Below are 18083 nucleotides of genomic sequence, written 5' to 3' on the forward strand. Positions count from 1 at the left end.
CCATGCAGACACGCAAGCTCGCAGACCTCGAGGTCGGTCCGGTCGGCCTCGGCACCATGGGCATGAGCGCCTTCTACTCCGGCGCCGGCTCCGACGACGACGAGTCGATCCGCACGATCCACCGCGCGATCGACCTGGGCGTCACCCTGTTCGACACCGCCGAGGCGTACGGCCCGTACACGAACGAGGAGCTCCTCCGCCGCGCCCTCGCCGACCGCCGCGACGACGTCGTCATCGCCACGAAGTTCGGCTTGATCACGCACACCGCGGGCGAGGCGACCCCGGCGACCGAGCGTGGCATCAGCTCCGCCCCCGAGTCCGTCCGCGAGGCGCTCGAGGGCTCCCTCCGCCGACTCGGCACCGACCACATCGACCTCTACTACCAGCACCGCGTCGACCCGGCGGTCCCGATCGAGGACGTCGTCGGGCAGCTCGCCGGGTTCGTCCAGGAGGGCAAGATCCGCCACATCGGACTCTCCGAGGCGTCGGCGGCGACGATCCGCAAGGCCCACGCCGTGCACCCGATCACCGCCCTGCAGAGCGAGTACTCGCTGTGGACGCGCGACCCCGAGGGCGAGGTCCTCGACACCCTCCGCGAGCTCGGCATCGGCCTCGTGCCGTACTCCCCGCTCGGCCGCGGTTTCCTGACGGGTGCCATCACGAGCCCGTCCGACCTGGACGACGACGACTTCCGCCGTGCGAACCCGCGCTTCGCCGAGGAGGCCTTCGCGCAGAACATGCGCATCGTCGACTCGGTCAGGGAGATCGCCGACGAGGTCGGCGGCACCCCGGCCCAGGTCGCGCTGGCCTGGCTCCTCGCGCAGGGCGACGACGTCGTGCCGATCCCGGGGACGAAACGGGTCAGCCGGCTCGAGGAGAACGTCGGTGCGACGTCGATCACGCTCTCGGCGGACCAGCTCACGCGGCTCTCGTCGCTGCCCGTGCCCACGGGTGACCGCTACCCCGACATGTCCTCGATCGGTCGCTGACGCGAGCGACGCGCGTCCCTGACGCGACGTCGCGCTGGGACTAGACCTCCGCGGCGAACGCGGCCGCGCGGAGCTGCAGGTCCTCGATGCGCTGCAGCCGCGCGGCCTCGACGTCGTAGCCCTCGTAGGCGGGCGGCGGCAGCTTCCGGACGTTCCGCGAGCACTGGAAGTCCTGGCAGACGAGCGTGCCCACGGTGTTGCCGTTCCGACCGGCCTTCCCGGACCGCTTGGCGCTGTAGAACACGACGTCGTTCGGCAGCTTCACGTCCTGGCACCACGAGCACTGCGCCCGGCTGCGGGGCGAGGCCTCGGCCTGCCGGAACAGGATCCCGACGAGGTCGCCCTCGAGTGTGGGGACGACGGCGTAGGCACGGCGACCGATCTTCGGGTCACGCCAGCCGAGGTAGTCGAGCACGTCCCAGTCGATCGCCTCGAAGGCGTCGGGGAGGGTGATGTCGGCCGTCTCCTTGCGGGAGGCGTTGACGAAGGTCGTGCGGATGGTCTTCTCGCTGATGGGCAGCATGGTGTGTCGCTCTCGACGGGGGCCCGGGGCACGCGGAGGCGCGCCGCACCGGGCGGAGGTGGTCAGGGGTCGGTGACGGCGGCCGCACCGCACGGTGCGACCGGGGGCGTCACGCCCTGATGCCGGCGCTCTGCGCGCCGACCACCTCCTGGAAGCTCACCCGACCAGCCTACGACGACGTGTCAAGCCGGGCGTGTCGCGGTCGTCGGTCAGGCCGGCGTCGCCCGCAGCAGCACGAGGGACCCGTCGAACGACGGCCGCACCCGGAGCGAGCCGTGGCGGCGGTCCCACTCGCCGGAGTCGAGCGCGTCCCGGAGCGCCGCGACCGAGCGCCGGGCCGTGACCTCGTCCACGAACGACCACGCCGAGTTCGCCAGTCGTGCCCCGGGGTCGAGGAGCCGCTCGGGTCGGGCGTAGTACGCCTCCGAGAAGCCGTCGACGCACGTGAAGGGGATCGGCAGGCGGGTGGTCTCGACCTCGCCGCCGAGTGCTGCGGCGACCCGGTCGAGGGCGGGGTACCGACGGGCCTCGGTCGCCATCACCTCGGGGGCGTACTCGGCCAGCCAGTAGTCCTGCACGCGGTCGGGGTCGCACGTCAGGACGACGACGGGCCCGCGGGTGACCCGTCGCACCTCGGCCAGCCCGCGCTCGAGGTCGCCCCACTGGTGCACCGAGAACGTCGTCATCGCGGCGTCGAAGGTGTCGTCGGCGAACGGCAGGTCCTCCGCGGTCGCGTCGATCGCGGGCGGCAGCGTGTCGGGTCGCTGTGCGCGCATGGCGGCGGAGGGCTCGACGGCGGTGACCTCGCGGTCGGTCGGCTCGTACGAGCCCGCTCCCGCACCGACGTTGAGCACCGTCCGGGCGTCGCCCAGGGCCGTGACGATCGCCCGGGCGAAGGCCGGTTCGGGGCGGCGCCAGCGGCGGTACTCGTGGCCGATCACGGCGTGGTCGGCGTCGCCGGCGGATCCGTCCGAGGTCCTCGTCACGGGTCCAGCCTACGGACCGCCGCTGCTACGCTCGCCGGATGTTCTCCGGGGGATTCGCCGTCGTGTCCATCGTCTACCTGCTCGTCGTGCTCGCCGCACTCGTGCTGGGTGTCGCGCTCATCGTGCTCGTGTTCGCGGGGATCCGGGTGCTGCGGCTCTCGGCGCAGGAGCGTGCGCTGCGCATCGAGTGGCTGCGGCTCCGGAACGCTGGCATCCTCGACGACCTCGACGCTCTCGACGACGACGAGCCGGGCCCGTCCGCCGCGTAGCCGGTTCGGGGCCGGTGTCGGTGTCGGCGTCGGGGTCGGGGTCCACGAAACGCGCGCGCTTCGTCGCCGAAGCCCCGCAGCCCCCCGCCGCGGGCTACACCGCGGCGGATCGCTCCGAACGCTCCGTCGCCGCCCAGGTCCCGAGCAGCGCCAGGTTCCGCTCCGACTCGCTGCCGGGCTCGGCCCCGTACGTGAACATCGTCAGGCCGGGGTCCGCGACGAGGTCGAGCGCCTCGTAGGTCAGCTCGAGCCGCCCGACCACCGGGTGCTCGATGCGCTTCCGGCCGGTTCGGTGCGACCGGACGTCGTGCGCCGCCCACCACGTGCGGAACTCCTCGCTGCGGGTCGAGAGCTCCCCGACGAGGGTCACGAGTCCGGGTTCGCACGGGTTCGCGACGGCCGCGGCACGGAGGATGGCCACGGCGTCCCGCGCGGTCTGGGCCCAGTCGGGGAAGAACTCGCGGGCGGCCGGGTCGAGGAACGTGAACCGTGCCGTGTTCACCGGACGACCGGGTCCCGCGAACATCGGCGAGTAGAGCGTCCGACCGAGCTCGTTCGTCGCCACGACGTCGCCGCGCTCGTTCCGAACCCACGCGGGCGCTCCGGTGATCGCGTCGAGGAGCTGCTGCACCCCCGGTCGTACCCGGGTCGGGACGTTGCGGTGCATGGTCTTCACGCCGGCGTTCGCCAGCCGCGCGAGGTCCCACAGGTGCGTGCGCTCGTCCTCGTCGAGCCGGAGCGCCGCCGAGAGGCCGTCGAGCACGCTGTCCGAGACGCCCTTGAGGGTGCCCCGCTCGAGCCGTGTGTAGTAGTCGACGCTCACCCCGGCGAGCATCGCCACCTCGTGCCGGCGGAGACCCGGGACCCGTCGGACTCCCCCGCCGAAGGTCGGCATACCGACTTGGTCCGGGGTGAGCCGTGCCCGTCTCGAGGACAGGAAGTCCTGGATCTCCTTGCGCACGTCGATACCCATGTCGGCAAGGCTACGTCGCGAGACCGGTACCGGGACAGGTACCGGGAGGGCCTGCCTCGGTACCGGGTCCACGCGGATCGGACGGGAGGCCCGTGGCGGCGCCGCCGCGGGCCTCCCGTCCGCTGGTGGTCGCCGCTACAGCGCGCGTTCCCGCGCGACCAGGCGCACCCGCGCCACGCGGTGTCCGTCCATCTCGGTGACCTCGAGCGACCAGTCGTCGAGCTCGACCACGTCGCCGACGACGGGGATGCGGTCGAGGTGCACCTGCACGAGCCCGCCGACGGTCTCGTAGTCGCCGTCGGGCAGGACCGGGCCGCCGTCGGCCGCGAGGTCCTCGAGCACGAGCGATCCGTCGACCCCGTCGGCGGCGGCGGACGCGGTGTCGGACTCGGCGGTGTCCCACTCGTCCTTGATGCGCCCGACGAGGTCCTCGAGCAGGGCCTCGAGCGTCACCATGCCTGCACTGCCGCCGTACTCGTCCACGACGAGCGCGATCTGGTGGCCGTCCGTGCGCATCTGGGCGATCGCGCTCGAGAGCGACTTCGTCTCCGGCATCGCGAGGACCGGCCGGACGAGGGTCGCGAGCGGCGCCTCCGGATCGACGGGGCGGAGGAGGTCGCGGAGGTGCACGAAGCCCGTCACGGCGTCCCGGGAGCCCGAGGTCACCAGGTAGCGCGAGTGTCCGGCGTCGAGCGCGTGGTCGGTGGCCTGGCGGATGGTGAGGTCGGCGTCCATCGTGGACACGTCGTACCAGGGGCGCATCGACTCGCGGAGGGTGCGGTCACCGGCGTCGAGGGCGCTCCGGGCGATCTGCCGGCCCTGGGCGTCGATGGCGTCGTGCTCGGCCACGAGGTCGCGGAGCTCCTCGGTGCTCATCGACTCGCTGCGGGCGTTCGGGTCACCGCCGAGCAACCGCACGATCGCGTTCGTCGTGGTGGACAGCACCCAGATGACCGGACGCATGAGCGTCGCGAACCGGTCGAGCGGCGGGGCCACGAGCATCGAGAAGCCCTCGGCGCGTTGGAGGGCGAGGCGCTTCGGGACGAGCTCGCCGAACACGAGCGACAGGTAGGCGATGACGAGGGTGAGCAGCACGAGGGCGACGGCCTCGGCGGCGCCGCGGTCGAGGCCGAGGCCCTGCAGCAGCGGCGCGATGTCGGGTGCGATCGACGAGGCGCCGTACGCGGCCGAGAAGAACCCGGCGACCGTGACGCCGATCTGCACCGCGGAGAGGAAGCGGTTCGGGTCACGGCTGAGCTGAGCGACCCGTGCGCCGCGCGGCCCCTTGCGTTCGAGCTGCTGCAGCTGCGACTCGCGGAGGGAGACGAGGGCGATCTCGGCGGCGGCGAACACGCCACCGACGAGCACGAAGAGGATAACGAGCCCGAAGGCGATCCAGGTGTCGGCGCCCATCAGCGGGTGGTCCCCTCAGGTCGGGGCGGAACCGGTCGCGTTCGGGCGCTGGGCCTGTGACAGTCGTCCATGCCTGTGAGCCTGCACAGGGGTTCTGGGAAGGCGCCCCGCAGTGACTGCGGGGGTGCTGTGGATCGGCTGCCTAGGCGGTGATCGGACGTCCGGTGCGAGCTTCGAGCCACGCGGCGGGGTCGATCGGGGTGACCCCGTCGAGCAGGACCTCGAGGTGCAGGTGTGCGCCCGTCGAGACACCCGAGTTGCCCACCTGGCCGATGAACTCGCCCGCCTCGACGGTGTCGCCGACCTTCAGGGGCGTGGAGCCGGGGATCATGTGGCCGTACAGCGTGGCGACCTTGCGACCGTCGATCACGTGGTCGATCACCACGGCCGTGCCGTAGTTGAAGTACGTGCCGGCGACGCGGACCGTGCCCTTCGCGATCGCGCCGATCGGGGTGCCGAGCCCCGGGGTGAAGTCGAGGCCCTCGTGCAGCGACGAGCACGCCCCGCACGGTGCCGAGCGGTACCCGAAGCCGGAGCTCATCTGCACCGGGCCCGGGAACGGCGAGCGGACCTCGCCCCCGAAGGAGACGGAACCGCTCGCGGTGGCCTGTTCCTTCGTGGTCGAGCCGCCGCCGATCGTGAAGCCGTCGCGCGCGGGGTCGGCGAGGGCGGCGAGCTGCGTGACCGAGTAGTCCTGACCGGCGACGCTCGGGGCGAGGGTCGCCGTGGCGATCGCGCCGCCGGACGAGGCGTGCGCGGGGGTCGCGGAGGCGGCGAAGAGCACGAAGGCGGCGAGGGCGCTGGTGAGCGTCACGCGGCTGGCGCGGTTCGCCGGGCGCAGCGGGTTGACCCGGGTACGCAGCGGGCGTCGTCCCTGCGGCGACGTTGCGACGGCGGCCGGGCGGGCGGTGGTCGGCCCGGTCACGTCGCGGTCGACGCGGCGGATGCGGGTCTCGGTGTGCGCGGCGCTGGCGTGCTCCGTCGTGGCCCGCGCGGTGGCGGCCGTGCGACCGGTCCGGCGGGGTTGCTTGCGGGACGCGGCGCGCTCGGCCTCGAGGGCTGCACGGCGCGACAGGTGCACGACCGGGGTCTCCGGGTGCTGGTCTAGGTGGGGTGCAGTCGTCATGGCCGCCCACCATTCTGCACGACTCTGTTCGTTTGTACAGACCCCGATGTGATCATTCCGTTACCGGACGCGCCCCGACGGCACGGTCCTCCGTGTCGATCGGTACTGTCCGAGGAGAGCGACCGGAAGGACCGAAGCCCATGGCCCGAACGCCGCGCGAGCGTCACGAACCCGTCGACCTGCGCTCCGCCGAGGTCGTCCTCGCCGGCACCCAGGAACTCCTGCCCGTGCTGCGTGCCGCCGCGGTCCGGGCCGGGGTCGACGCCACGAGGATGCGGGTCGTCGGCGTCGACGACCTCCCGGACCCGAGCGAGACGGGGGACGCCGAACTCGCCGTGATCGCGATCCGCCGGCCCGGCGACGACCCCGCGTTCCACCGGGCGCACGAGGCCGCTGAGCTCATCGACCCCCTGCTCGCGCCGAACGCGGTGCGCATCGTCGTGACGGTGTCGGGCGTGACCCGCCTCGCGCCGAAGATCGAGCGCACGCTGACGTCCGAGGTGCTCCACCAGATCGGTGCCGCGGCCGCACCGACGGGACGGGACCGCCCGTTCCGGAACCTCCGGATGCGTCTCGGTCTCGCGGCGCTGAAGACCTCCGGTGTCCGGGTGTTCCGGATCACCGTCGGGCACTAGGACGCGCAACACGCCGCGCCGCGCCGTACCGCTCCGCGGCCCGACCCGCTCCCGGCTCGTCAGCCCTCGTCCACGTCCGTGCTGTGGACGGCGGAGGCGTCCACCCGGTGCTGTGCAGGGACGGTGTGCGCGACGGCCGCTACGCTCCCCACGGCGAGCACGAGCGCGAGCGCCCCGGCGGCACACGCCGTCCCGATCCGGCGCAGTCGCGAGCCGGTCCCGCGCTGCCGGGGTGCGAACCGGGCGATCCCCCGCGCTGGTTCCGGTCCGACGAGCCACGGGCCAGAGCCGTCGCCGTCGTACGAGAAGGGGCCCGATCCGTCCGGGGCGTACCGGTACGGACCGCTGCCGTCCACGGCGTAGGCGGAGCGGAGGTCCTCGGCCGCCCACCCGAAGTCCTCGGGTGTCCGTCGTCGTGTCGTCGTCACGGTGTGCTCCTCCCACCGCGGCGTGGGAGCCGCGGGAGACCAGTCCACGCGTGGTCCCCATGTGTCGGCCATGTGCCTCCCGGGCGTCCGGCGGGAGTTCGCTGGGAGGTGACCCGACCAGGTATCTTGACATCGAGACATCCCGCGCCTGCGAGTAGCGTGGGGCGTACCGACGGCATGAACAAGGGAGTACCCGCCAGCATGGCCAAGATCATCTACACGCTCACGGACGAGGCGCCGTTCCTGGCGACCCACTCCTTCCTCCCGATCATCCAGGCCTTCGCCGGCACCGCCGGTGTCGACGTGGAGACCCGCGACATCTCGCTCTCCGGCCGGATCATCGCGCAGTTCCCGGAGCGGCTCACCGACGAGCAGCGCCTGGACGACGCCCTCACCGAGCTCGGGGAGCTCGCGGGGACCCCGGAAGCGAACATCATCAAGCTGCCGAACATCTCGGCGTCGATCCCGCAGCTCAAGGCGGCGATCAAGGAACTGCAGTCGCAGGGCTACGACCTCCCGGCGTACCCGGACGAGCCCACCACGGACGAGGAGCGCGACGTCCGCGCCCGCTACGACCGCGTCAAGGGCAGCGCCGTGAACCCGGTGCTGCGCGAGGGCAACTCCGACCGCCGCGCGCCGCTCTCGGTGAAGAACTACGCCAAGAAGCACCCGCACCGCATGGGTGCCTGGAGCCACGACTCGAAGACGAACGTCGTGACCATGGGCAAGGACGACTTCCGCTCGAACGAGCAGTCCTGGATCGCCCCGGCCGACGACACCCTGACCATCGAGTTCGTGGGCGCGGACGGCGAGAGCACCGTGCTCAAGCAGTCGATCCCGGTCCTCGCCGGCGAGGTCGTCGACGGCACCGTCCTGCACGTCCGTGCGCTCGAGGCCTTCCTGCGGGACCAGATCGCCGCCGCGCAGGAGCAGGGCGTGCTGTTCTCCGTGCACCTCAAGGCCACGATGATGAAGGTCTCCGACCCGATCATCTTCGGCCACGTCATCCGCGCGTTCTTCCCGACCGTGTTCGAGCGCTTCGGCGCCGACCTCGCGGCCGCCGGCCTGAACCCGAACGACGGCCTCGGTTCGATCCTCGCAGGGCTCGACGCCGTCCCGAACGGCGCGGCGATCAAGCAGGCGTTCGACGAGGGGCTCGACGTCGGCCCCGAGCTCGCGATGGTCGACTCGGACAAGGGCATCACGAACCTGCACGTCCCGAGCGACGTCATCGTCGACGCCTCGATGCCCGCGATGATCCGCACGTCCGGCCACATGTGGGGCCCGGACGGCGACGAGCACGACACCCTCGCGGTCATCCCGGACTCGAGCTACGCCGGCATCTACCAGACCGTCATCGAGGACTGCCGCGCGAACGGTGCCTTCGACCCGGCGACGATGGGCTCCGTGCCGAACGTCGGCCTCATGGCGCAGAAGGCCGAGGAGTACGGCTCGCACGACAAGACCTTCGAGGTCCCGGCGGCCGGTCGTGTGCGTGTCGTGACGAGCGGCGGCGAGACCGTCATCGAGCACGAGGTCGAGGCCGGGGACATCTGGCGTGCCTGCCAGACCAAGGACGTGGCGATCCGCGACTGGGTGAAGCTCGCCGTGACGCGCGCCCGGGCCTCGGCGACCCCGGCCGTGTTCTGGCTCGACGAGACCCGCGCGCACGACGCGAACCTCATCGGCCTCGTGGAGACCTACCTCGCCGAGCACGACACCGACGGCCTGCAGATCGAGATCATGTCGCCCGAGGACGCCATGGCCTTCTCGCTCGAGCGCATCCGTCGCGGCGAGGACACCATCTCGGTCACGGGCAACGTGCTCCGCGACTACCTCACCGACCTGTTCCCGATCATGGAGCTCGGCACCTCGGCGAAGATGCTCTCCGTCGTCCCGCTCCTCGGCGGCGGCGGCCTGTTCGAGACCGGTGCCGGTGGCTCCGCGCCGAAGCACGTGCAGCAGCTCGTCGAGCAGAACTACCTGCGGTGGGACTCCCTCGGCGAGTTCCTCGCGCTCGCGGTGTCGTTCGAGCACCTCGCGGGCGTGACCGGTAACCAGCGCGCGAAGGTCCTCGGCGAGACGCTCGACCGTGCCACCGGGACCTTCCTCGACGAGAACAAGTCGCCGGGTCGCAAGCTCGGCTCGATCGACAACCGGGGCAGCCACTACTACCTCGCGAAGTACTGGGCGGAGGAGCTCGCGGTACAAACCGACGACGCGGAACTCGCGGCGGCGTTCGCGGACGTGGCGAAGTCGCTCGGGGCGGACGAGCAGACGATCGTCGACGAGCTGAACGGCGTGCAGGGACACCCGGCGGACATCGGCGGGTACTACCGTCCCGACGACGCCAAGACCGGTGCGGTGATGCGCCCGTCCGCGACGCTCAACGGGATCCTGGCCGCGCTGTAGGCGCGACCCCCTGACGGACGGGAGGCCCGGTGCCGGCTGGCACCGGGCCTCCCGTCCGTCTCCGGGCGCGGCGGCGCCGGGGGCGCGCGGTGATCTGCCGAGACGGTCCGGTGGTCGCAAGGTGTCGCAACGGGCGCCGATGGACGACGTTCCGTGCCCGTTCGACGATCCTGGGCGGGGTGTCGTGACCACTCGGCTCGGCGACGAGCGCGCGCACGCGCCCCGGCCGTCAGCTGCGCGCGGGCACCGGCGGGCCGACCACGAGCAGGCCCGAGAACACGAGCGCCACCGCCACGACACCGATCGCGACCGAGAGCACCGGACGCCGCACCACGAAGAACAGCAGGCGGTCCCAGAAGCCAGACCGCCCCTCAGCCGACCGCCGCCACGGGCCGTCGAGCATCCCGCGCCGGGCCACCGCGACCTCGAACGGCACCGTCGCGTACGGCACGACGGCGCTCGCCCACCCGAGCACGAGCGCGCCGAACGACCAGCGCTGGTTCACGGCGACGACCGTCGTGACGACGAGGTAGGCGAGGAAGACGAAGCCGTGCACCCCGCCGCCGATGCGCACGCCCCAGTCGCCGGCGTCGAAGCCGTACTTCAGCGCCATCCCGGCGATGAGCAGGGTCCAGGTCACGAGTTCGGCGACCGCGGCCGCACGGAACAGGGATCGGGGAGTCATGCGGACATCGTCGCGTACCCCTCCCGACAGAACCCCGACACCGACAGCCCGACACGCCGCTGGTCGTATCGATTCGACCCGCGCCCCGACTAGCGTTGTCGTCATGTCGACGAGGACAACGACCGCCACGACGGACACCGCCCCACCCCTGCGCGTGGGGGTGATCGGACTCGGCTTCGCCGGCACCACGCACCTCGACGCCTACACCGCGGTCCCCGGGGCCGAGGTGGTCGCCCTCGCCGGCCAGGAGACCGACCGGCTGCACGAGCTCGCCGACTCCCGAGGCGTGCCGCACCGGTACGAGGACTGGCAGGACCTCGTCGCCCGCGAAGACCTCGACATCGTGTCGATCGGCGTCCCCAACGCCCTGCACCACCCCATCGCCGTGGCGGCGCTCGAGTCCGGCAAGCACGTGTTCTGCGAGAAGCCGCTCGCGACGACCGGCGACCAGGCGCAGGAGATGGTCGACGCCGCCGTGCGGAACGACCGCGTGCTCGAGGTCGCCTACAACCACCGCCGGCGTGCCGACGTGCAGTTCCTCAGCGGCCACCTCGCGCAGCGCGACGCCGACGGCGACGGGCCGCTCGGACACGTCTACCACGCACGCGCCTCCTGGTTGCGGCGAGCGGGGATCCCGGGCATCAGGAGCTGGTTCGCGAACAAGGAGACCGCGGGTGGTGGTCCGCTCATCGACCTCGGCTCGCACGTGCTCGACATCGCCCTGCACCTGCTCGGCGAACCGCGCGTCGTGACCGCGAGCGCGGTGGCGTACAACGAGCTCGGCAGTGCCGGTCGGGGCGGCAGCGACCGGGACCCGGTGTCCGCGGCCACGGGTCGGCCGTTCGACGTCGAGGACTTCGCGAGCGCCCTGCTCCGGTTCGAGGACGGGTCGAGCCTGCAGCTCCAGGCGAGCTGGGCCAGCTACTCGAAGGACGTCGAGGACATCGAGGTCGAGCTGCTCGGCTCGACCGGCGGCGCCCGGCTGTTCGTCCGCGACTACGCCACCGAGGGCACCGTGACGCTGTACTCCGACGAGCAGGGTGTGCCGACGGTCACCCGACCGGGCGTGCGCGTCCCGTCGGGGCACCACCAGCGCGTCATCGAGGAGTTCCTCGACACGATCCGCTCCGGGGCCCACGAGGGGCACCACGGGGAGTTCGCACTGCACCGCAGCCGTGTCGTCGACGCGATCTACGCGTCCGCTGCTGCGGGTCGAGAGATGGAGGTCGCCGCATGAGCAAGGACGCACCCAGGATCGTCGTCTGGAACGAGAACGTGCACGAGAGCCGCGGCGACGCCACGGTCATCGGGCACTACCCCGACGGCATGCACGCCGTGATCGCTGCCGCGCTCCGCGAGCTCGTCCCGGGCGCCGACGTGTTCACCGCGACGCTCCAGGAGCCCGAGCACGGCCTCACCGCCGAACGCCTGGCGCAGACGGACGTGCTGTTCTGGTGGGGCCACGCCGCCCACGACGAGGTCTCGGACGAGGTCGTCCAGCGCGTGGTCGACGCCGTGCACGCCGGCATGGGCCTCGTGGTGCTGCACTCCGGCCACTACTCGAAGCCGTTCAAGCGCCTGATGGGCACCACGTGCTCGCTGAAATGGCGCAACGACGGGCAGGACCGCGAGCTCGTCTGGACGATCGCCCCGGACCACCCCATCGCCGAGGGCGTCCCGCACCCGATCGTCATCGACCAGCAGGAGATGTACGGCGAGTTCTTCGACATCCCGCGCCCGGATGAAGAGGTGTTCCTCTCCACGTTCTCCGGCGGCGAGGTGTTCCGTTCGGGCGTCGCGTACCGTCGTGGCCTCGGTCGGGTCTTCTACTTCTCCCCCGGCGACCAGGAGTACCCGGTGTACCACCACCCGGACGTGCAGCGGGTCCTCGCGAACGCCGCGCGCTGGGCCGCGCCGGTGTCCGAGCGCCGCGAGCTGACGGCTGACCCCCACCCTCGGGACTGGTTCACCGCGGAGGGTGCGGGTAGACAGGGCGTGTGACGCAGTCCTCCACCGCCCTCCCGCTCGACCCCGCGGCACGGCGCACCGCCGTCGTCGAGGCCCTCGGCGTGCTCGGCAGCGGTCCCGAGGAGCGCTTCGACCGGATCACCCGGATGACGCAGGAGGCCTTCGGGGTCCCGCTGACGTTCCTCAACCTCGTGCACCACGACGTCGTCACCACGCAGTCGACCTTCGGGTGGCAGCAGGGCTCGAGCGTGCCCGCGTCGGAGCAGTTCTGCGCGACGACGGTCCTGACGCCCGAGCCGATGGTGATCCCCGACACGACGCTCGACGCCCGCTTCGCCACCACGGCGGCGGTCGCCGAGCACGGGATCCGCTTCTACGCCGGCGCTCCGCTGTCGATGCTGGACGGCACCCGCGTCGGGACGCTCTGCATCATGGACGCCCAGCCGCGCGAGTTCGGCGCGGACGACGTCGCTCTGCTCCGCGACCTCGCGCGGTGGGCGGAGCGTGAACTCGGTCACGCGATCGACCGTCGGCGGGTCCGTCGGGTGCTCGAGAGCCTCGCGCCGGAGCCGGTGGACGTCGCGGAGTACACGGTCACGACGGCCTCGGCGCAGCCGGACGGCGGCGGCGGCGACGTCGTGGACCAGCGGGTGGCAGCGGACGGCGCTCTGCACCTGACGGTCGGCACGGTGGCCGCCGGTCGGGCGTCGGCGCTCCTCGCCTCCGCGGTCCGCGGGGCGGTCGCCGCCCGGACGGACGTCCCGCTCGAGCGTGCGGTGGCCGGCCTGGAGGCACAGCTCGCCCCCGACCTGTCCCTCGCCGGAGCGGTCGCCACGCTGGTGCACGCGCGGGTCGACCCGGGGACCGGTCACGTGGACGTCGTGGACCTCGGACACGGCCTGGCGGCCGTCGTCCGCGCGGACGGACCGGTCGAGGAACTCCGGAGCGCGAGCCTGCCGGTCGGTCTGCGGCCGCAGGGCTCCGACCGGACGCCGGTCCCGGTCGACCTCCGGTCCGGGGACGTCCTCGTGCTCGTGTCCGACGGCGCGCTCGCGCTCCCCGGCGTGGACGGCCTGACCGACCTCGCACGGACCGCCGCCGGTGCGGACGGAGCCGTCAGGGCGCTGATCGACGCCGCGGCACCGACGCTCGCGGCGACCGTCACGACCGTCCGCCGCGACTGACCCCTCAGCGCTGCCGCGGGCGTGCGGTGGGTCCGGTCAGGGCGACCACGAGCAGCGTCGCGAGCATGCCGACGCCCGCGAGCACGAGACCGAGGCCGGCGACCTTCCAGTAGGCGCTGCCGACGACCTGCGGCTGCGTGATCGCGTCCGGCCACCACGCATCGATGACGGGGACCGTGGGCGGGAACGGATCGAGCGCGAACACCACGAGCCCGCCGAGCAGGAGCGCGATGCCGACACCGGCCATCGCGCCGCGGGAGCGCCGCAGCATGCGGACGACCAGGGCGGCCGCCATGGCGACGAGTCCGGCCACGGCGACGAGGAACGCCGTCACGACCACGGCCTGCGGCGCGAGCGCGAACCAGTCGAGCACCGCCACGGGCAGCAGCAGCCACCGACCCGTCCGGGCCAGGAGCGCCGGGTTCGTCCACGCCTGCATGCCGACGACCGTAGGGCACGAGGGCTGGACGACGCCCGGTGGTGGGCTGTGACCCGGCCGGACGTCGGACCTCGGTAGCATCCACTCCGGAGGTCGTGCATGGCAGAGGACGGACCCTCCCGGCAGCGGCGGGCCGTCGCGACCCGGGCGGCGATCATCGAGGGTGCCGCGAGGGAGTTCGACGAGCGCGGGTACGTCGGTGCGTCGATGGACGGGGTCGCCGAACGGGCCGGGGTGACGAAGGGCGCGCTGTACTTCCACTTCGCGTCCAAGGCCGACCTCGCCGGGGCCGTCGTCGCCCGCCAGCACGAGGTGTCCCGCGCCTACGCCGAGGTCGCGCACGCTCGGGGTCGGACACCGCTGGAGTCGGTGATGTGGATGTCGCAGGGACTCGCGGTCCAGATGACCACCGAGGTCGTCGTCAGCGCGGGCATCCGGCTCTCGACCGAGCCCGCCGGCAACGGGATCGCCCGCCAGGACCCCTACACCGACTGGATGCGCGTGACGGCCGACATCTTCCGCGACGCCATCGCGGCCGGCGAGGTCGACGACCGCTGGGACCCGGCGCTCATCGGCCGTGTCGTCAGCCCCGCGTACACCGGCGTGCAGGCGGTCTCGGACGTCCTCGCGGACCGGGCGGACCTGTTCGAGCGGCTCCGGGAGCTCTGGACCGTGCTCCTCGCCGCGTTCGTGACGGAACGGACGCGGCCGGAGATCCCGCGCCTGGTCGCGATCATCGCCCCCGACGCCGAGGGACGACCGGTTCGGTGACGCGGGTCCCCCCAGGGACACCCACGTCACCTCAGCACGAGGATACCAACCGGTACGTTCCCGTTCCGGCCCCCGTTCACGGGTGCCGACGGCGGTAGCCTCGAGCCGTGCCCACCCCCGCCGCCGAGGTGCAGGTCGACGTCCCGCTCGTGCGGGCGCTCCTCCGTGCCCAGCACCCCGACCTCGCCGACCGGCCGCTCGAGGTCGCCGCGAACGGCTGGGACAACGTGCTCGTCCGGCTCGGCGACGACCTGGCGGTCCGACTCCCCCGACGGGCGGCGGCCGCGCGGCTGATCGAGCACGAGCAGCGTTGGTTGCCGGAGATCGGCCGTCGGGTCGCGCCGGTGGTCCCGGTCCCCGCGCCCGTGCGGACCGGCGTGCCGACCGACGGCTACCCGTGGGCGTGGAGCGTCGTGCCGTGGCTGCCGGGCGTCGCCGCGGGCGAACGGGTCGGCGGCAGCCGGGTCGGTGCGGCGCTCGCCGCCTTCCTCGACCTCCTGCACGTGCCCGCCCCCGCGGACGCGCCCGTGAACCCGGTCCGGGCCGTCCCCCTCGCGCAGCGCTCCGACGCGGTGCTCCACCGGTTGGCGACCGCGGACGTGCCCCGCGCCCTGGAGCTGGCCGCGGTCTGGCGGACCGCCGCCGCCCTGCCGGCGTCCACCGAGCCTCCCGTCTGGGTCCACGGTGACCTGCACCCCTTCAACCTGCTCGTCGAGCCGGACGCCGACGGCGACCGCCTGACGGCGGTCGTCGACTTCGGGGACGTGACCTCGGGGGACCGCGCCGTCGACCTCGCGACCGCCTGGCTGACGCTCGACCGGGAGGCCCGTTGCGGCTTCCGGACAGCGCTGGCCGTCGACGACGAGACCTGGGAGCGGGCCCGCGGCTGGGCCGTCTCGATCGCCTCGGCCCTGCACACCACCTCCGACCCCGCGTTCCGCGCGGTCGGCCGACGTGCGATCGACGCCCTCCTCGACGACCGAGGGCTGTTGCGGCGCACGGACCCGGGGTTACCCTGACCCCCACACATCCGTGCACGTGAAGATCGGAGGGGCCTGATGACCCTCGAGTTCCGCGTCCAGCACGACGTCGCCACCGACGCCTCCCCCTTCCCCAGTCCGCCCGCACGCCGAGGGATCCGCGGCCTGCTCGACCGGTACGCCGTCCACCGCGCGGCCGTCCGGACCCGCCGTGCCACAGCCCGCGTCGAGGAGCTGCACGAGCTCGAGGCGCTGCTCTCCAGCGCACGCGCGGTCATCGAGCGCGGTTGGATCCAGCACGCCTGGTTCGCGTACCTCGACGACCACGGCCGCGTGCGCAAGGCCTCGAGCGCCTCCGCGGTCGGCGTGCAGGGCCGACCGCTCGTCGGCGCCTGCCTCGTCGGTTCGGTCGTCTACGCGGCCGGCGGTCCGACGGCCGTGCACTCGCAGCGGGTCCAGCGCGCCCTCGACCTCGTGTGGAACGCGCTCGCGGTCGAGGAGGGCTCCCCCGTGCTCTGGTGCCCGGCGCCCGACGTGCGGATGGCACGCGTCCGCGACCTGACGAGCTGGAACGACCGGGCCTCCCGGACCTCGGCGGAGGTCGCCGGGCTGCTCCTGACGGCCGAGCGCGTCGCCGTGCACGAGTCGGCGCGCGTCCAGGCGACCGTCCGCGACCCCGGCCTGGCACGATCGGGAGCATGAACGACGAGGTCCCCGACGACGACGTCCCCGAGGTCCGCCCCGCGGCCCCGGGGACGGCCGTCGCCGACCGTGCGGTGACCGGCTCCGAGAAGGAGACGCTGCACCGCTACCTCAGGAAGCACCGGGCGGCACTGCTCGCCAAGGTCGAGGGGCTGGCCGAGCGGCAGGCGCGCTGGCCGTTGACCCCGACGGGCACGAACCTGCTCGGGCTCGTCAAGCACGTCGCGGGCGTGCAGGCCGGGTACCTCGGCGAGGTCTTCGGTCGCCCGCTGCCCGACTCCCCCGCCTGGCTCGAGTCGTGGGAGGGCGACGACATGTACGCGTCCCTCGACGAGACCATGGCCGACGTGATCGCGTTCCACCACCGGTCCGCCGCGCACGCCGACGCCACGATCGCGGCGCTCGACCTCGACGCCCGCGGCGCCGTCCCGTGGTGGCCCGAGGAGCGCCGCGAGGTCACCCTCCACCAGGTCCTCGTGCACCTCGGGTACGAGGTCGCCCGGCACGCCGGCCACGCCGACATCGTCCGCGAGATGCTCGACGGCACCGCGGGCGACGGGGACGGCAACCTCGCCGAGAAGAGCGCCACCGACTGGGTCGCGTGGCGCGAGCACCTCGTCGACGTCGCCGAGCGGGCCGGGCTCCGCGACCTGCGCGCATAGCCGACCCCCGCTCGGTATCGTTACCGTTCTCCCAGGGAGGACGTGCGGCACCACGGTTGACCAGGCGTTTTCATCGCACCTGCTCGGCCCTGACCCGTCGATCCGAACATTTGCAGATGTACAAGAAGCGACGCGCTGCGTAGCTTGGTCCGCGTTCGTGCCCCGATCTGTGGGCACTTCGACCGACCAGGAAGGAGCGCCCACCCGTGTTCCAGTACGTCGTGGAGCGATGGGACCAGATCTGGTTCTCCTCGTGGCAGCACTTCTCGCTGGTGGTCCAGTGCGTCGTCCTCGCCACCCTCATCGCCGTGGTGCTCGCCGCACTCGTCTACCGCATCCCCGGACTCCGGGCCGCCGCGAACGAGGTGTCGACCGTCGGGTTGACGCTGCCGTCGTTCGCCGTGATCGGCCTGCTGCTCGTCCCGCTCGGCTTCGGTGTCGTCCCGTCCGTGGTGACCGTGACGTTCTTCGCCGCCCTGCCGATCCTCCGGAACGCAGTCGTCGGGCTCGGTGAGATCCCGGACACCGTCGTCGAGTCCGCCCGTGGCATCGGCATGAGCCGCTTCCGCACCCTCGTGCGGGTTGAGCTGCCGATGGCGTGGCCGATCATCCTCACCGGCGTGCGGGTCTCCGCGCAGATGGTGATGGGCGTCGCCGCGGTCGCCGCGTACGCGCTCGGCCCGGGGCTCGGTGGCTTCATCTTCTCCGGGCTGTCCCGACTCGGTGGCGCGAACGCCCTCAACTCCGTGGTCGTCGGCACCGTGGGCGTGGTCCTCCTCGCCCTGGTCCTCGACCTCCTGCTCCTCGGCCTCGGCCGTCTGACCATCTCGCGAGGTATCCGTGTCCAGCACTGAACGCAGCAGCACTGAACGCAGCAGCACCGACCAGGCCAGCGCTGCCCACACCGGCACCGCCACCGCCGACCCCGCCGTCACCGG

General features: G+C 72.7%; 20 protein-coding genes. 12 read left to right on the forward strand and 8 right to left on the reverse strand.

Going from position 1 to position 18083, the window contains the following annotated elements; all coding sequences use genetic code 11:
- The first annotated feature begins 2 nt into the window (after positions 1–2).
- On the forward strand, positions 3–989 hold the full coding sequence (locus tag ACIPYW_RS06430; protein ID WP_400411894.1) for an aldo/keto reductase: 987 nt from the start codon (positions 3–5) through the stop codon (positions 987–989).
- A gap of 40 nt (positions 990–1029) precedes the next feature.
- Here the strand turns inward: ACIPYW_RS06430 and ACIPYW_RS06435 are convergent, their stop codons facing one another.
- Entirely contained in the window at positions 1030–1512 is a 483-nt protein-coding gene (locus ACIPYW_RS06435; protein ID WP_400411896.1) for an FBP domain-containing protein, read from the reverse strand.
- A 209-nt stretch (positions 1513–1721) separates the two neighbouring features.
- Positions 1722–2498 (reverse strand): class I SAM-dependent methyltransferase, encoded by a 777-nt coding sequence (locus ACIPYW_RS06440; RefSeq protein WP_400411898.1) that lies wholly within the window; start codon positions 2496–2498, stop codon positions 1722–1724.
- 38 nt (positions 2499–2536) lie between these two features.
- Here ACIPYW_RS06440 and ACIPYW_RS06445 point away from each other — a divergent pair, with 38 nt between their 5' ends.
- Positions 2537–2767 (forward strand): hypothetical protein, encoded by a 231-nt coding sequence (locus ACIPYW_RS06445; RefSeq protein WP_400411900.1) that lies wholly within the window; start codon positions 2537–2539, stop codon positions 2765–2767.
- A gap of 94 nt (positions 2768–2861) precedes the next feature.
- On the opposite strand, the gene ACIPYW_RS06450 is transcribed toward ACIPYW_RS06445, so the two are convergent.
- The 3 genes from ACIPYW_RS06450 to ACIPYW_RS06460 form a co-directional block, all read right to left on the reverse strand.
- On the reverse strand, positions 2862–3740 hold the full coding sequence (locus ACIPYW_RS06450; protein ID WP_400411903.1) for a helix-turn-helix transcriptional regulator: 879 nt from the start codon (positions 3738–3740) through the stop codon (positions 2862–2864).
- Between the two features lie 135 nt (positions 3741–3875).
- A complete protein-coding gene (locus ACIPYW_RS06455; RefSeq protein WP_400411905.1) occupies positions 3876–5153 on the reverse strand; it encodes a hemolysin family protein in 1278 nt (425 codons plus the stop codon).
- A 142-nt stretch (positions 5154–5295) separates the two neighbouring features.
- Positions 5296–6279, reverse strand: coding sequence for a M23 family metallopeptidase (locus tag ACIPYW_RS06460; protein ID WP_400411907.1), 984 nt, complete (start codon positions 6277–6279; stop codon positions 5296–5298).
- A gap of 140 nt (positions 6280–6419) precedes the next feature.
- On the opposite strand from ACIPYW_RS06460, the gene ACIPYW_RS06465 reads away from it, so the two are divergent.
- Complete coding sequence (locus tag ACIPYW_RS06465; protein ID WP_400411909.1) at positions 6420–6914, forward strand: hypothetical protein; 495 nt, start codon at positions 6420–6422, stop codon at positions 6912–6914.
- 59 nt (positions 6915–6973) lie between these two features.
- Here ACIPYW_RS06465 and ACIPYW_RS06470 read toward each other — a convergent pair whose 3' ends face one another.
- Entirely contained in the window at positions 6974–7342 is a 369-nt protein-coding gene (locus ACIPYW_RS06470) for a hypothetical protein (protein ID WP_400411911.1), read from the reverse strand.
- Between the two features lie 201 nt (positions 7343–7543).
- Here ACIPYW_RS06470 and ACIPYW_RS06475 point away from each other — a divergent pair, with 201 nt between their 5' ends.
- The gene (locus tag ACIPYW_RS06475) at positions 7544–9754 is read left to right on the forward strand and encodes an NADP-dependent isocitrate dehydrogenase (protein WP_400411914.1); all 2211 of its coding nucleotides are present in this window, start codon (positions 7544–7546) and stop codon (positions 9752–9754) included.
- A 229-nt stretch (positions 9755–9983) separates the two neighbouring features.
- On the opposite strand, the gene ACIPYW_RS06480 is transcribed toward ACIPYW_RS06475, so the two are convergent.
- Positions 9984–10439 (reverse strand): DUF3817 domain-containing protein, encoded by a 456-nt coding sequence (locus ACIPYW_RS06480; RefSeq protein WP_400411916.1) that lies wholly within the window; start codon positions 10437–10439, stop codon positions 9984–9986.
- Between the two features lie 103 nt (positions 10440–10542).
- Here ACIPYW_RS06480 and ACIPYW_RS06485 point away from each other — a divergent pair, with 103 nt between their 5' ends.
- The 3 genes from ACIPYW_RS06485 to ACIPYW_RS06495 are packed head-to-tail and all read left to right on the forward strand — an operon-like array spanning position 10543 to position 13591.
- Positions 10543–11676, forward strand: a complete 1134-nt coding sequence (locus ACIPYW_RS06485; protein WP_400411918.1) for a Gfo/Idh/MocA family protein — start codon at positions 10543–10545, stop codon at positions 11674–11676.
- Complete coding sequence (locus ACIPYW_RS06490; RefSeq protein ID WP_400411921.1) at positions 11673–12440, forward strand: ThuA domain-containing protein; 768 nt, start codon at positions 11673–11675, stop codon at positions 12438–12440. The genes ACIPYW_RS06485 and ACIPYW_RS06490 overlap by 4 nt, the downstream gene beginning before the upstream one ends.
- The gene (locus tag ACIPYW_RS06495; protein WP_400411923.1) at positions 12437–13591 is read left to right on the forward strand and encodes a PP2C family protein-serine/threonine phosphatase; all 1155 of its coding nucleotides are present in this window, start codon (positions 12437–12439) and stop codon (positions 13589–13591) included. Before ACIPYW_RS06490 ends, ACIPYW_RS06495 begins: the two co-directional genes overlap by 4 nt.
- 4 nt (positions 13592–13595) lie before the next feature.
- Here the strand turns inward: ACIPYW_RS06495 and ACIPYW_RS06500 are convergent, their stop codons facing one another.
- Entirely contained in the window at positions 13596–14030 is a 435-nt protein-coding gene (locus ACIPYW_RS06500; RefSeq protein WP_290133443.1) for a hypothetical protein, read from the reverse strand.
- 99 nt (positions 14031–14129) lie between these two features.
- Between ACIPYW_RS06500 and ACIPYW_RS06505 the strand changes: the two genes are divergently transcribed.
- The 5 genes from ACIPYW_RS06505 (at position 14130) to ACIPYW_RS06525 (ending at position 17999) form a co-directional block, all read left to right on the forward strand.
- Positions 14130–14801, forward strand: coding sequence for a ScbR family autoregulator-binding transcription factor (locus ACIPYW_RS06505; RefSeq protein WP_400411925.1), 672 nt, complete (start codon positions 14130–14132; stop codon positions 14799–14801).
- 107 nt (positions 14802–14908) lie between these two features.
- Positions 14909–15820: a phosphotransferase gene (locus ACIPYW_RS06510; RefSeq protein WP_400411926.1), complete on the forward strand. Its 912-nt coding sequence runs from the start codon at positions 14909–14911 to the stop codon at positions 15818–15820.
- 39 nt (positions 15821–15859) lie between these two features.
- The gene (locus tag ACIPYW_RS06515; protein ID WP_400411929.1) at positions 15860–16483 is read left to right on the forward strand and encodes a hypothetical protein; all 624 of its coding nucleotides are present in this window, start codon (positions 15860–15862) and stop codon (positions 16481–16483) included.
- Entirely contained in the window at positions 16480–17145 is a 666-nt protein-coding gene (locus ACIPYW_RS06520; protein ID WP_400411932.1) for a DinB family protein, read from the forward strand. The genes ACIPYW_RS06515 and ACIPYW_RS06520 overlap by 4 nt, the downstream gene beginning before the upstream one ends.
- 206 nt (positions 17146–17351) lie before the next feature.
- Positions 17352–17999 (forward strand): ABC transporter permease, encoded by a 648-nt coding sequence (locus ACIPYW_RS06525; RefSeq protein ID WP_400411934.1) that lies wholly within the window; start codon positions 17352–17354, stop codon positions 17997–17999.
- Positions 18000–18083: the final 84 nt, after the last annotated feature.

It is taken from the genome of Curtobacterium sp. NPDC089689 (genome assembly GCF_044749145.1).
Taxonomy (GTDB): Bacteria; Actinomycetota; Actinomycetes; order Actinomycetales; family Microbacteriaceae; genus Curtobacterium.